Origin of the sequence: uncultured Psychrobacter sp. (assembly GCF_947495825.1) — a bacterium.
Classification (GTDB): domain Bacteria; phylum Pseudomonadota; class Gammaproteobacteria; order Pseudomonadales; family Moraxellaceae; genus Psychrobacter.
The window spans coordinates 163,490-176,317 of the sequence record NZ_CANMAH010000004.1 but is presented as its reverse complement, the minus strand read 5'-3'; the positions used below and the strand labels follow the sequence as shown (position 1 = coordinate 176,317).

11 protein-coding genes are annotated in these 12,828 nt (G+C 46.2%); 6 read left to right on the top strand and 5 right to left on the bottom strand.

Annotated features, from left to right (window positions below):
* Positions 1 to 249 precede the first annotated feature (249 nt).
* Complete coding sequence (locus tag Q0895_RS06285; RefSeq protein WP_299186588.1) at positions 250 to 1,005, top strand: siderophore-interacting protein; 756 nt, start codon at positions 250 to 252, stop codon at positions 1,003 to 1,005.
* 26 nt (positions 1,006 to 1,031) lie between these two features.
* On the opposite strand, the gene Q0895_RS06280 is transcribed toward Q0895_RS06285, so the two are convergent.
* The 4 genes from Q0895_RS06280 to Q0895_RS06265 all read right to left on the bottom strand — a co-directional run bounded on the left by Q0895_RS06280 (position 1,032) and on the right by Q0895_RS06265 (position 5,356).
* Positions 1,032 to 1,793 (bottom strand): ATP-binding cassette domain-containing protein, encoded by a 762-nt coding sequence (locus Q0895_RS06280; protein WP_299186586.1) that lies wholly within the window; start codon positions 1,791 to 1,793, stop codon positions 1,032 to 1,034.
* An 80-nt stretch (positions 1,794 to 1,873) separates the two neighbouring features.
* Positions 1,874 to 2,968 (bottom strand): iron chelate uptake ABC transporter family permease subunit, encoded by a 1,095-nt coding sequence (locus Q0895_RS06275; protein WP_299186584.1) that lies wholly within the window; start codon positions 2,966 to 2,968, stop codon positions 1,874 to 1,876.
* Between the two features lie 171 nt (positions 2,969 to 3,139).
* Entirely contained in the window at positions 3,140 to 4,243 is a 1,104-nt protein-coding gene (locus Q0895_RS06270; RefSeq protein WP_299186581.1) for an iron chelate uptake ABC transporter family permease subunit, read from the bottom strand.
* A gap of 57 nt (positions 4,244 to 4,300) precedes the next feature.
* The gene (locus Q0895_RS06265) at positions 4,301 to 5,356 is read right to left on the bottom strand and encodes an ABC transporter substrate-binding protein (protein WP_299186579.1); all 1,056 of its coding nucleotides are present in this window, start codon (positions 5,354 to 5,356) and stop codon (positions 4,301 to 4,303) included.
* Between the two features lie 436 nt (positions 5,357 to 5,792).
* Here Q0895_RS06265 and Q0895_RS06260 point away from each other — a divergent pair, with 436 nt between their 5' ends.
* From Q0895_RS06260 to Q0895_RS06250, 3 genes are all read left to right on the top strand, one after another.
* A complete protein-coding gene (locus Q0895_RS06260; protein WP_299186577.1) occupies positions 5,793 to 6,740 on the top strand; it encodes an energy transducer TonB in 948 nt (315 codons plus the stop codon).
* Between the two features lie 120 nt (positions 6,741 to 6,860).
* Positions 6,861 to 7,544: a MotA/TolQ/ExbB proton channel family protein gene (locus Q0895_RS06255; protein ID WP_299186575.1), complete on the top strand. Its 684-nt coding sequence runs from the start codon at positions 6,861 to 6,863 to the stop codon at positions 7,542 to 7,544.
* Positions 7,545 to 7,656: 112 nt separating this feature from the next.
* On the top strand, positions 7,657 to 8,058 hold the full coding sequence (locus Q0895_RS06250) for a biopolymer transporter ExbD (protein ID WP_299186573.1): 402 nt from the start codon (positions 7,657 to 7,659) through the stop codon (positions 8,056 to 8,058).
* 245 nt (positions 8,059 to 8,303) lie between these two features.
* Here Q0895_RS06250 and Q0895_RS06245 read toward each other — a convergent pair whose 3' ends face one another.
* Entirely contained in the window at positions 8,304 to 8,855 is a 552-nt protein-coding gene (locus Q0895_RS06245; protein WP_299186571.1) for a DUF2799 domain-containing protein, read from the bottom strand.
* Between the two features lie 352 nt (positions 8,856 to 9,207).
* Between Q0895_RS06245 and Q0895_RS06240 the strand changes: the two genes are divergently transcribed.
* Positions 9,208 to 9,804 carry a hypothetical protein gene (locus tag Q0895_RS06240; RefSeq protein WP_299186568.1) on the top strand — a complete coding sequence of 199 codons (597 nt, stop codon included), beginning with the start codon at positions 9,208 to 9,210 and terminating at the stop codon, positions 9,802 to 9,804.
* Positions 9,805 to 10,061: 257 nt separating this feature from the next.
* On the top strand, positions 10,062 to 12,740 hold the full coding sequence (gene topA, locus Q0895_RS06235) for a type I DNA topoisomerase (protein WP_299186566.1): 2,679 nt from the start codon (positions 10,062 to 10,064) through the stop codon (positions 12,738 to 12,740).
* Positions 12,741 to 12,828 lie beyond the last annotated feature (88 nt).

Sequence of the window (12,828 nt, the reverse complement as noted above, 5' to 3'; positions counted from 1 at the left end):
AACTCTAAAATCTATCAGCGCTGACTGCATAATCGTAGTGTGACTGATGAAAAATAAAAAGCCAGCTGTCTGACGAGGAGAGCTGGCTTTTCTTATCGTAATTTTAGACCCCACCAAGATGGTTGTATGACTGTGCTACTGGTATAAATTTTCTTTGCGTGCTGCTTACACAGAGGCTGCACAAAATTCATCCCAGTAGCACTGCATCGTTTTTAAAGTGGGTTAACTAGACAGCTAAAAGGATAAAAAATGACCAAACCTAATCCAAGAGTATTAGAAGTAAAAGGTATCGCTGATATCACCCCAAACATGCGCCGCATTACGCTTGGCGGAGCGGGCATGCAAGACTTCCCAGTCGAGCAAGAAAGCGCCTATATCAAATTGATGTTTGCAGGGGAGACAGGAAAAAAGCCCATCATGCGCACTTATACCATTATCCAGCAACGTGATAATGAAATCGATGTCGACTTTGTCTTACATGGTCTCAATCACAAAGGCGCTGAAGGTCCTGCTTCACATTGGGCCAAAACCACACAAATCGGTGATACTATTTTGATCGGTGGGCCTGGTGCCAAAAAGCTTATCAATCACGAGGCGGATTGGTTTTTATTGGCGGGTGATATGACCGCGCTGCCCGCCATCACGGTAAACTTAGCACAGCTACCCGAGGATGCCGAGGGCTATGCCGTCATCGAGGTGCTGAGTGAGGACGATATCCAGCCGCTGCAAAAGCCGAAGAATATAACGCTTGAGTGGGTAATCAATGCCGAAGCAAGCAGCAGTCATTACCCCATTCTTGAGCGTATTAAGACGCTAGGCTGGCCGGCTGGTGAAGTGGCAGTGTGGGCGGCGTGCGAGTTCAATAGTATGCGAGTGCTACGCCAGTACTTTAAACAAAAAGAAGTGGCTAAGAGTCATCTTTATATCTCTAGCTACTGGAAACTTGATAGCAATGAAGATGAGCATAAAATCGTCAAACGCGAAGATGCTGCATTAGGGTTATAAGGTGACGTAGCTACAGTCCTGCTTAACTATAACAATGTATCGACAATCACTGGCCGACCTTGATGGTTAAGTACCGTCACATCGACGTTATATAAGTCTTTCATGGTATCTTTAGTGATGACATCGACAGGCTGCCCAACCGCCATCACTTGACCAGCTTTCATCATGACCACAGTATCGGCAAACTGCGCGGCTTGGTTGATATCATGTAGGACGATGACCACGGTTTTTTGCTGACTGCAGCTAAGCGCGCGCAGCTCACGCATCAGACGCCCTGCATGGTACATATCCAGATTGTTTAGCGGCTCATCGAGCAGTAGATACGGTGTGTCTTGGCAGACAATCATCGCAATCAGCACGCGTTGCCGCTGACCACCAGATAGCGTCGATAAAAAACGCTCGGCTAATGGCTCAAGCTCAAAACGCTCGATCACTTCTTGTACCTTTTGCTCGTCCTGTGCGCTCGGCTGTCCTTGATGATACGGGTAGCGGCCAAACATCAGCAGCTCATGCACGCGCAGGCGACCTTGCACTTGGTTGTCTTGCCCAAGCATCGCCACTGTCTTAGCCAAAGTGCGCGCAGGACAGCTAACAATGTCATGCTCACCAAACATTACCTTCCCAGACTGTAGCGGTTGTAGCCTTGCCATGACCGAAAATAAGGTAGATTTGCCCGCGCCATTGGGGCCGATTAGGGCAATCACTTGGGCGCTTGGTAAGGATAAGCTGATGTCATGCAGGATTTGTTGTTTGCCAATATGGTGGGAGATACTATCGAGTTTAATCATAATAATTCTTATTTTTTAGATAAATTTTAATCAGTTTTAAATAGTTTATGATTTTTTATATAGGTTAGTACGACATGTTATCAACGACGCTGAGTCATAAAAATCAAAATTAAAAACACCAAGCCGCCCGCCAGCTCAATCACCACGGATAACACTCCCGCCATGCCCAGTACTTGCTCAAACAGCGTCTGACCAAGAACCAAACAAATCATCGCCACCAAACTGACCAATATCAGGCGCTCGCTATGATACATATGCCGTGCGATGCGATTGGTCAAGGCGCAGACCAGCAAGCCAAAAAAAGTCACCGGCCCGACCAGTGCCGTGGCTGTGGCGACCAATACCGCAATGACCGTCAACAGCCCAAATGCGAGGCGTTGATAATTAATGCCCAAATTAATCGCTTGCGCCTTACCGAGCATCAAGACATCGCATTGATAGCGCCAGCGCCAAATACACAGCGCGCTAATGGTGCAAATAATGAAGCTGATACCCAATAACTGCGGGTTGACGGTATTAAACTGCGCGTAACTGGCTGACTGCACCACGACAAAATCATCGGGGTTAATCAGGCGCGCAATCAATGCTGATAAGCTGCGAAACAACACCCCAAAGATAACGCCCACCAGTATTAGCCGCGTCAAATCCTGACTGCTTTTTGAGAACAGCAGGCGAAATAACAATAATGACGCGCCAAACATCAGGACAATCTCAAGGGCGAATTTGGCAATAGGATTGATGCTGGTAAAGCTCATCGCCCCCAAAAAAAACACCAATAAGCTTTGGAGCAGTACATATAGAGAGTCAAAGCCCAGTAGAGAAGGGGTCAAAATAGGATTGTGCGTTAAGGTTTGAAAGAGCAGAGTCGATACGCCAATCGCATAGCCGACCACCATGAGCGCCAGCAGTTTTTTACCTCGTAGTGGCAAGGCAAAGTCCCAATGACCATTGACATTGAGCGTCAAAAACAGCGTCATCGAGATCAGCAAAATAATGGTGGCAATCGACTTTGGATGTTTGCTGATCCATGCCCAAAGCTGAGCCAAGCGACTTTGGGTAGAGGGGGCTGCGTGGTTCTCGTTATCTAAATTATTATTTTTTAAACGACGTTTCTCTGCTGAGTCAGTCTTTGTAGAGCGGCCAGTTATAGAGCCATGCTTAGACGGTGAAAACATACGTAAATCCTACTATGCTACCTGTAATAGTAACAACGCCACGCTTATCTAAGCAGACAACAGGACGAATAAATAAAGAAAAGGGTCAATGGTGGTGAGTCAGCTACTTTATGGCCAGATGCGTTATTATGCGTTACATTATTGTTATGAGGTGCCTTATTACAGGACACCTTATCGCTCAGCAGGCGCGCGCAATAATAGCCATAAAAACAGCACCGTGCCGACCACACCAAACACCGTGGCGACCGGCACTTCAAAGGGGTAGTGGATAGAGCGCCCGATGATATCGCAGAGCAATACTGCCGATGCGCCCAGTAGCGCGACAGCTGGCAAGCTACGGCGCAGCTTATCGCCCATCAGCCGACTGACTATATTGGGCACCACTAGACCAATGAAAGGAATCATGCCCACCGTCACGACGACGACCGCGCTCATCATCGCCACCATACCGACGCCAAGCCAAGTGACCTGCCGCTTACTAATGCCTAAGTTTAGAGCGATATTATCGCCTAGCCCAACGATGGTTAGCTTATCAGCGATGATATAAGCCAGCACGCACAGCGCGCCCGTCAACCATAGCAGCTCATAACGCCCTGCCAAAACGCCAGAGAAGTCGCCAAATTGCCAAACACTGAGCATCTGCAGCGTCTCGGTCTGATAGGCAATAAAGGTCGTTACCGCTTCGATGATACCGCCAAAGACGATACCGATGAGCGGAATCATCAAAAAATCCGTCGGTGGAATGCGGTGAATGAGTAGCATAAACAGCATCATGCCACCGACTGCCGCGATGGTGGCGACACCCATTTTGACCAGTAGCGCACTGGCAGGGAACAGCAGGCTGACAACCAACAAACCCAGTGCTGCGCTTTGCGTTGCCCCTACCATCGATGGCTCGACGAAGCGGTTTTTTAGCACCACTTGCATGATCATCCCTGCCACCGCCATGGCGACACCGGTCAAAATAATGGCAATGGTACGCGGTATGCGGCTCACCAGTAGTAGCGAGCTGTCTGAGTTGGCGCTATGGTTGATGAGGCTATGAAAAATACCAGACCATGAAAAATCCGCCACCCCAATGGATAAACTTAACAACACCAAAAGCCCCATCATGATGAGGCTGGCTGTGTTGATAAGCCATGGCGGTATGGCCGCACGCCGACGCGTATGACTCAGAGCCTTGCTGCCGCTTTGCCAAGGTGATGATGTGGGCAAAGCGGAACTGGTCTCAAGACTATTGGTGCGGGTCTGGGCACGCGATGAAAATAACGACATAACGGCTACTGGCTCATTAAATAATAGGTCAAAAAATAGCTGGTATGGTTGCCGCGTTTATTGTGCGCTTGCAAACGCATTTTTTATCGTGGTCAGATCTTGTATCCACTGATAATAACCACCAAAGGCAAGATAAGAATCTGGGCTTAGATAAACCACTTGGTCTTTTTGCCACGCGGTGGTTTGGGCGACCAGCGGATTGTCTAAGACCGCTTTGGCACCTACGCCGTCTTCACCGATAGCGGCGCTACGATCGACGACGAATAGCCAATCAGGGTTGGTCTTTTGTAGATATTCAAAAGAGATTGGCTGACCATGACGACCTTCTTTGATTTGATCATCAGCGATCGGCACATTGACGACATTATGAATAAACCCATAGCGTGAGTCAGCGCCATAGACAGACATTTTATTGCCATTGACCATCACCACCAGACCGGTGCCACTGTCTTTAGTGACCGCTTTGGTCTCTGTGATTAGGCTGTCGATATTGCTTTGTAATTTGGCTGCTTGCGCACTTTTACCAAACAGCGCGCCAAGATCGTGCAAACGCTGTTTACTCGACTCATAGATGTTGGCCGTATCGATGGTCATATCTAGCGTTGGCGCGATGCTTGAGAGCGCATCGTATTTTTCGGCCATCCGCGAGCCGACCAAGATGGCTTGGGGCTGCATGGCGTTTAGAGCCTCAAGGTCTGGCTCAAATACCGTGCCTACTTCTTTTGGTTCAGGCTGCGTCTCTGAATGCAAGTTATCCAAATGTAGGCCACTTGGCGCTCCATCGACAGCGACGTCCAACGCTGCCAAATCCTGTAGCAAGGTCATGTCATAGACGACCAATGGCGATGGATTCATTGCCAGATCCATATCCCCTCTGGCGGTATCGACAGTAATGGTATGCGTCGAGACAGCATCGTTATTGGCGACGTTTTCGGCATGGTCAGCGGTTGGGTTTTCGGTCTGAGCGTCTGCTGGCTCTGAGTCGTTGGACTCAGGAGAGCTACAGCCTGCCACACTGATCGTCGCAGCAAGGGCAGTGGCCATCGCTGTCCATAATGGACGTTTAAGTAAAGGAGTAGTAGAACGGGTAGAGGACATGGGGTTAGTAGACATAAATAACTCGGTATATGACGGATATAGGCAGCTTATTAGTAATGTATCTGCCTGTATTGATAAACAATAAGCATCTGATGCTTTTATAGAATAGAATTATAAGACAGGGGATATCATAAAGTAATTGAGACTCATTATCAATAAAAATGATAATGGTATTTATTACTGAGCATTTTATTTAACTAAAGTAAGTAGGATTATTAGTTAAACATTGCGTTTTTAGCCAAATGTTTTTATAGGCATGCTTTATTATACAAAGAGGTTTTTGAGTAGGAAGGCTTAACTAAAATAAGGCCTTTTTAATATAAATAACCTTGCAATAGCAGCAAGATAATCTTTGACTAACAATAAAATATCATAATTTATTATTGATAATAATTATCGTTTGCACTATCATCTACACCATTCTACCTCAGTTAATGAATATTAGAGTGTTATGAATTCAACGAGTTTAGACGCGCCATCTCCTAAATTGACACTGACAGCTATTGCGATAGCTGCAGCGCTACATGCGCTGACGGTAGTCGCATTAGCATCGCTCAAAACACCTGAGATAGAAGAGTCGCCAAAAAATCAGACGTCGCCTATTGAGATAGAAATGGTGACTTTGCAAAAAGAGCCTGTCGCAGTGGTGGAGGAGGTGGTTTCTGATATACCGCCAGCTACGCCGCCCGAACCTAAAGCCGCGCCTGCCGTCAAGGCTCAACCAAAACCGGTCAAAGAGCCGGTCATCAAAGAAAAACCGCCTAAAGCAACACCACCAAAAAAAGTAACGCCGCCTAAAAAAGTAGTAGAAAAGCAGCCTGACATCATCAAGACAGAAACGCCAAAAACACCGATAGCTGAGCCTAAAGTTGATACCCAAGCAGCTGATGAACAACGCAGAGCCGAAGAACGTCGTATAAGAGAGCAAGAACAGCGGAAGGCTGAGCAAGAAGCACGTGACAAAGCAGCAGCGCAAGAGGCTGAGAGGTTGGCGGCAGAGCAAGCTGCTAGAGAAGCTGAAGCACTGGCTGCCCAGCAAGCCGCGCAAAGAGCGGCTCAAGCGAAAGCGGCCAAAGAAGCCGCTGCGGCTGCAGCAAGCAATACGCCAGTGAACTTTACTGCCAGTAATGCAGATTGGGCATCGCCGCCGAGATTGAGCTTTCCTGAGCGCGCTGCTCGTAATGCTCGCTCAGGCGATACGTTTAACGTGGTGCTGGTGTTAAGAGTCAATAAGCAAGGTGGTATCGATAGTGTGCGAGTGGCACAGTCTTCGGGCAATCCAAGAGTAGATAAAGAGGCGCAGCGTCAAGTTCGCTCTGGCAAGTTTAAGCCTTTTACACAAAACGGCGTGCCTGTGGTGGGTAATGTAACACTACCCGTCAGCTACGCTGTACCTTAGAGCTTTTTTTATTGAATTTATCTCATTGATTTTAAAAGATATTTATGATTTTTATGATAAGGCTAGCTGTGACATACGTAGCGCTATCATATGATGGTATTAAACATTAAGGATTCTAACATGGACTTTATGCACTACTGGCAAATCAGCGATATGGTGACCAAGACCTTGTTCTTTTTGCTATTGATTTTATCTATTATCTCTTGGGTGACGGGGATTATCCGTGTGCTACAAAGCCGCAAACTGGCTACCACTGTCGCCGACGATTTGAGTCAGCAGATGATGGTCAAGCAGCCTGAGCTGGACGGTTGTGATGCAGCCCAGCGTCGCCTAGTTACTGAGCAAACATTACTCAAGCATATCGGCCGCTACCGCTTTGCCAGTGAGCGCGGCCTGCCTATTCTCGGGACGACCGCTGCGATTGCCCCCTTTATCGGGCTATTTGGGACGGTATGGGGCATCTTTCATGCGCTGCACAATATCGGCATGACCGGACAAGCAGGACTTGGACAAGTGGCAGGGCCTGTCGGTGAGGCACTGATCATGACAGGTCTTGGTATCGCTGTCGCCATTCCAGCGGTGGTGTTTTATAACCTTTCGGTGCGTATCAATCGCCGAGTGATGTACCATGCCAATGACCGTGCCCATGATCTGTTGGCGACATCTGCTTCTGCTAAGCAAGCAGTGGCCAATAGCCGTCCAAGTACCGTCCCCGCCGCACAGGTGGCAAAAGATAAGCAGGTCACTCAAAAAGACGCACAGCACACCGCGCACTATCGCAACTCAGCCCCATCGCAGGGATAGTGGCTTCCCTCTAACAAGGTCGTTAAAACTGATGAGGGTCGTGATTAGGTAATGAATGTAAGTGGTAACGTGAATAACCAAACGAATTGAAAGCAGTATATCGAGGGAAATTATGGCATTTCAACTGGGTGATGACGACGTTCAAAGCATGAATGAGATGAACCTTATACCGCTGATTGATATCATGCTGGTCTTAATGATTATATTTTTGTTGACGGCGACAGTGCTTAATCCTACGGTACCCTTAGATTTGCCAAAGACCAGTGCAGAAGTCAATGAGCCGCCACCAAAAGCCATTCAAATCAGTATTGATAAAGACGCAGGTCTATTTTGGGACAGCGATCCGATTAGTATGGAGGCGCTAGAGGCGAGGCTACAAGAGCAGAGTGCGACAGGCGAAGACCCTTCAGTGCAGCTACGCGCTGACAAAGATAGTAAATACGATACCGTGGCACAAGTGCTGGCCGCTGCGAGTGAAGCCGGACTGTCCAAGATAGCCTTTGTCAATGAGTAACTTTTTAAGTAACTCTTTTTAAGTAGTTCTTATAGATGAGCTATATTGAGAGATTAGCAGTTATAACAATAAGCTTGCTAAAAAAACCAACAAACCCAGCAATAAGAATATAACCAAAACAATAAGAAGAATAATTAAAATAATAAATTTTTCCTCCAGCCTCGCTTGGGCAACCTTGTGAGGTTTTCTTTATTATAGAACATTTTAAGTTGTCAGCATTGTTTATCAACGTCGGACTATACTTGTTACCAGCCATAACCAAATGGACGATAACCGTAACCAAAGCGTCCAGGCCCATAGCCGAACGGATAAGGCGTACGTAGGTAGTCGAGGTCACGCTGACGAATATAGTAGTAGCGCCCTTGCGAGTAGGCTTCTTCTAACTTTTCGATACCTTCGAGCGGGCAAACAGGCTGCCAGTCGTAGCCTTCACGGCCAAGTTTATAAGCATTGAGCTCGGTACAATAATTTTTGAGGCCTTGCTTGCGTCCTTGCTCCCATTGGATACGGTTAGGCATAGCACCGTTAACGCTTGCGCATTGATTGGTATAGTGTCCAAAGTAAGCCCCTGAGCGACCGCGGATTCCATCTGCATAGCCAACTTCCTGCCAGTTGCTGGTTTGACACTGCTGCGGCGTAAGTTTTTTCGTCGTGGCACAGCCTGATAGAGCGAGTACAGATGCACCTATTATCGCTAAAGCCATACTGGATTTATGCGTCTGTATATTACTCACTGTGTTAGGCGCTTTGCTGCGTAAAGCAGGGGTCGATGCGTTTTGTTTAAAAAGATAGTTCATAATAAACCTGCGCGTGTTTAAAATTATGGTTTATCATAGCATTTTTTGTACGAGTGGCTTTTATATCTTGTTATTGAGTTGAATTATTATCTCTTTTTAAGTGATTGATATAGAAGTGTTTGTTTGTCTATTCTTTATGCAGAATAGAAGCTTGTGCTTGAATTTTGTGTACAAGACCGCGATATTAGTCTGCGCATAGCATCTTGAGAGTGTCTCTTAGTTAGCTAATAGCACACTGGCTTAGTATATAGTAACTATAAAAGAGCTGGTCATATTTGATGATGGCTAGCAAACAAGTACCATTTATAACGTTAATAGATGCTTATTAACCAAACGATAAGGCAAGTTTTTCATGGGGTTATGGATCGCAGTTATCATTGTACTATTTGTATTAGGGAGTATGATGGCGCTCAAACCGAACGGTATTGATCAGCGTTTAGATAAGCTGCGTATGACGGCGCGTCGTCTACAGCTTAATCCAAAGCTTGTTGCTTGTCCTGATTGGATCAAAGGCCGTGACAATGAATATGGTCGCGGGATGCTTGGGCAGTACTGCCTCGTGCTCGACGATACGCAGCTGCCGCATATGCGTTATCAAGTGATTGATGGGCAATGGCGACCAGATAGCAATTTTGTCGATACGAGTACAGATGATAGTAAGCTTACGATTCCAAGTGTGATTCGCACTCACCAAAGTGGCACAAATACGGTGCTCAAAAAGACCAATTTTGCTCTAGACAAGGCGCCGCTGGATTTGCCTGTCAGTATCGAGCCGTTTGTAAAAGGTTTACTAACTAAATCTAATAGCATTGTTGTTTATTGGGAAGATATCGCTTATGTTCGTCCAGCGACCAATCCCAATTACCAATCAAAAATGATTGAGACCGACTTACTAGCGCTTAAAGGAAATCTTGAAAAATGGGCCTTAGCTATGCAAAAGCAGTCGTGAAGCTGGTAAATAATTTTTTCACCTCCATTAAAGGACACTGAGCAGAAGTTTTTGGCAAACTCTAAATTATTTAAAGTTGACAGTTTCACTCTTAGCAGTGTAACGTCTTTATAACCACATTTTTGTTTTATGGTTATTGTTTGTTAAACGACCGTATTGCTGGCAGCTACTAATACAATAAATCGCTGAGCTATTATGATTAATTAACAAAATCGCCACGCTGCTGAATTTATCCTTACTTTTAATCTACTTATATTATGGTGTCGTCACATATGGCAAAAACTACAACCAAAAAAGGGGCAACTGCTGCTGACAAACCGAAAGGTAAGTCTTTAGTCATTGTCGAATCACCAGCCAAGGCCAAAACCATCAATAAATACCTTGGCGATGATTTTATTGTCCGCTCAAGTATTGGTCATGTCCGCGATTTGCCAGTCAGTGCCAGTAAAAGTGCAAAAAAGACAGCTGCGGCCAAAAAAGATGAAAGTTTGAGTAAAGAAGAAAAAGCGCAGCAAGCACTGGTGCGCCGTATGGGCGTCGATCCAGAGCACGACTGGGCAGCAGTCTATGAAGTACTGCCGAACAAGACCAAAGTCATCAAAGAGCTTAAAGCCTTAGCTAAAGACGCTGACAAAATATATCTGGCAACGGATATGGATAGAGAGGGAGAGGCAATCGCTTGGCATCTAAAAGAAGTCATTGGCGGCCCTGATAGTAAGTATCAACGTGTGGTCTTTAATGAGATTACCAAATCCGCCATTCAAAATGCGTTTAAAGAGCCTTCTAAACTCGACATCGATCGTGTCAACGCCCAGCAGGCGCGGCGCTTTTTAGATCGAGTCGTAGGCTTTATGGTCTCGCCATTACTATGGCAAAAGGTCGCTCGTGGTCTGTCTGCAGGTCGCGTACAGTCGGTTGCTATGCGCTTAGTGGTCGAGCGCGAACACGAAATTCGCGCTTTTATACCAGAGGAATACTGGCAGATTCATGCCGATACCCATGTTGCCAACAGTACCGCCAAAAAAACGGCAGACGCTGAGCAAGCTATTATTCGCTTAGAAGCGACCAAACAAGGCGGCAAAACGCTTAAGCTTGTCAATAAAGAGCAGACTGACAAAGTTTTAAAGGTACTAAAATCAAGCGATTTTGTCGTAAAAGAGCGTGAGGAAAAACCAACACAATCACGTCCAAGTGCGCCGTTTATTACCTCGACCTTGCAGCAAGCCGCCAGCACACGCTTAGGGTTTTCAGTTAAGAAGACCATGATTTTGGCACAGCGTCTGTATGAAGCGGGTCACATCACTTATATGCGTACGGATTCGACCTTTTTGTCTGGTGACGCATTGGCTGCTGCACGTGGCTATATCGAAGACAGCTTTGGTAGCAAGTATGTACCAGAAAAGCCAAACTTCTACGGTAATAAGCAGGGCGCTCAAGAGGCACATGAAGCCATACGTCCTTCTAATGTCAATATGAAGTCAACGCAGCTAAAAGGTGTTGAACGCGATGCCATACGTCTGTATGAGCTGATTTGGCGTCAATTTGTCGCCTGTCAGATGCCGCCAGCGAAATACTTATCGGTAAACCTATTCGTTAGTGCCAGTGATGTTGAGCTAAAGGCTCGTGGTCGCACCATGACATTTGATGGTTATACTAAAGTCATGCCACCAGCCAAAACAGATGACACGCTGTTACCTGATGTCAAAAAGGGTGATCAGCTCACCCTCGATAAGCTTGATCCAAGTCAACACTTTACCAAGCCGCCACCGCGCTATACTGAAGCAAGCTTGGTTAAAGAGCTTGAGAAAAAAGGCATCGGCCGTCCATCGACTTATGCTTCAATTATTTCAACCATTCAAGATCGCGGTTACGTCAAACTTGAAAACAAGCGCTTATTTGCCGAAAAAATGGGCGATATTGTCACTGATAGACTGACAGCAAGCTTCCCAGACTTGATGGATTACACCTTTACCGCAGCATTAGAGGACAAGCTTGACCATGTCGCAGAAGGTGACCAAGATTGGAAAGATGTGCTAGATAATTTCTATGGTGACTTTAAGCTTAAGCTTGAACATGCCAAAGATAAAGACGGCATGCGTCCTAATGATCCAACAGATGTGCCAGATGTGCACTGTGATATTTGCGATCGTCCGATGCAACTGCGTACTGGTTCAACGGGTGTGTTCTTAGGTTGTACTGGCTACAACTTACCGCCAAAAGAGCGCTGTAAAGGTACAAAAAACTTAATGCCAGTCGAAGCGTTTGCCAATCTTGATGATGCTGAAGGAGACGACGAGGCGGCCGAAGTCAAAGATTTGATGGAAAAAAAGCGCTGCCCGAAATGTGGTACAGCCATGAACGGTTATATCGTCGATGGTGGTCTCAAGCTACATATCTGCGGTAATAATCCTGATTGCGACGGCTATATCTTAGAAGAAGGTAAATTTGAAGTCCCAGGCTCAGACGCACCGACCATTGACTGTGACAAATGTGATGGACAGATGGAGCTAAAGACCGGTCGTTTTGGTCCTTACTTTGCTTGTCAAAAATGCGACAACACACGTAAAGTGCTCAAAACCGGAGAAGCTGCCCCGCCGCGTATGGACCCAATTCATATGCCGGAGCTCAAATCAACCAAGCATGATGATTATTTCATTTTACGTGAAGGGGCGGCTGGGATGTTCTTAGCAGCGTCTAAGTTCCCAAAAGTACGCGAAACGCGCGCACCAAAGCTTGCAGAGCTACGCGCAGTCAAAGACAAAATGGAAGATAAATTCCAATATTTGTTTGAAGGTCCAGATGAGGATCCTGATGGTAATCCAACCATTTTACGCTGGTCACGTAAGAAAAAAGAGCAATATATTGGCTCTGAGAAAAACGGTAAAGCCACGCGTTGGGGTGTATATTGGCGTAAAGGCGAGTGGGTAGAAGAATAAACCTCTTTTACCTTTGCCATAAATAGTTTTAAGCACAAAAAACCTCTTAGATCATCTAAGAGGTTTTTTAGTATTGATAAGAGTTAAG

Excerpts from the sequence above, each read along its gene's own strand:
- Q0895_RS06265 (WP_299186579.1), bottom strand. The coding sequence starts at position 5,356 with ATGTCTACTAACCCCATGTCCTCTACCCGTTCTACTACTCCTTTACTT.
- Q0895_RS06240 (WP_299186568.1), top strand. The coding sequence starts at position 9,208 with ATGGGGTTATGGATCGCAGTTATCATTGTACTATTTGTATTAGGGAGT.
- Q0895_RS06245 (WP_299186571.1), bottom strand. The coding sequence starts at position 8,855 with ATGAACTATCTTTTTAAACAAAACGCATCGACCCCTGCTTTACGCAGC.
- Q0895_RS06255 (WP_299186575.1), top strand. The coding sequence starts at position 6,861 with ATGGACTTTATGCACTACTGGCAAATCAGCGATATGGTGACCAAGACC.
- topA (WP_299186566.1), top strand. The coding sequence starts at position 10,062 with ATGGTGTCGTCACATATGGCAAAAACTACAACCAAAAAAGGGGCAACT.
- Q0895_RS06260 (WP_299186577.1), top strand. The coding sequence starts at position 5,793 with ATGAATTCAACGAGTTTAGACGCGCCATCTCCTAAATTGACACTGACA.
- Q0895_RS06250 (WP_299186573.1), top strand. The coding sequence starts at position 7,657 with ATGGCATTTCAACTGGGTGATGACGACGTTCAAAGCATGAATGAGATG.
- Q0895_RS06285 (WP_299186588.1), top strand. The coding sequence starts at position 250 with ATGACCAAACCTAATCCAAGAGTATTAGAAGTAAAAGGTATCGCTGAT.
- Q0895_RS06280 (WP_299186586.1), bottom strand. The coding sequence starts at position 1,793 with ATGATTAAACTCGATAGTATCTCCCACCATATTGGCAAACAACAAATC.
- Q0895_RS06270 (WP_299186581.1), bottom strand. The coding sequence starts at position 4,243 with ATGTCGTTATTTTCATCGCGTGCCCAGACCCGCACCAATAGTCTTGAG.
- Q0895_RS06275 (WP_299186584.1), bottom strand. The coding sequence starts at position 2,968 with ATGTTTTCACCGTCTAAGCATGGCTCTATAACTGGCCGCTCTACAAAG.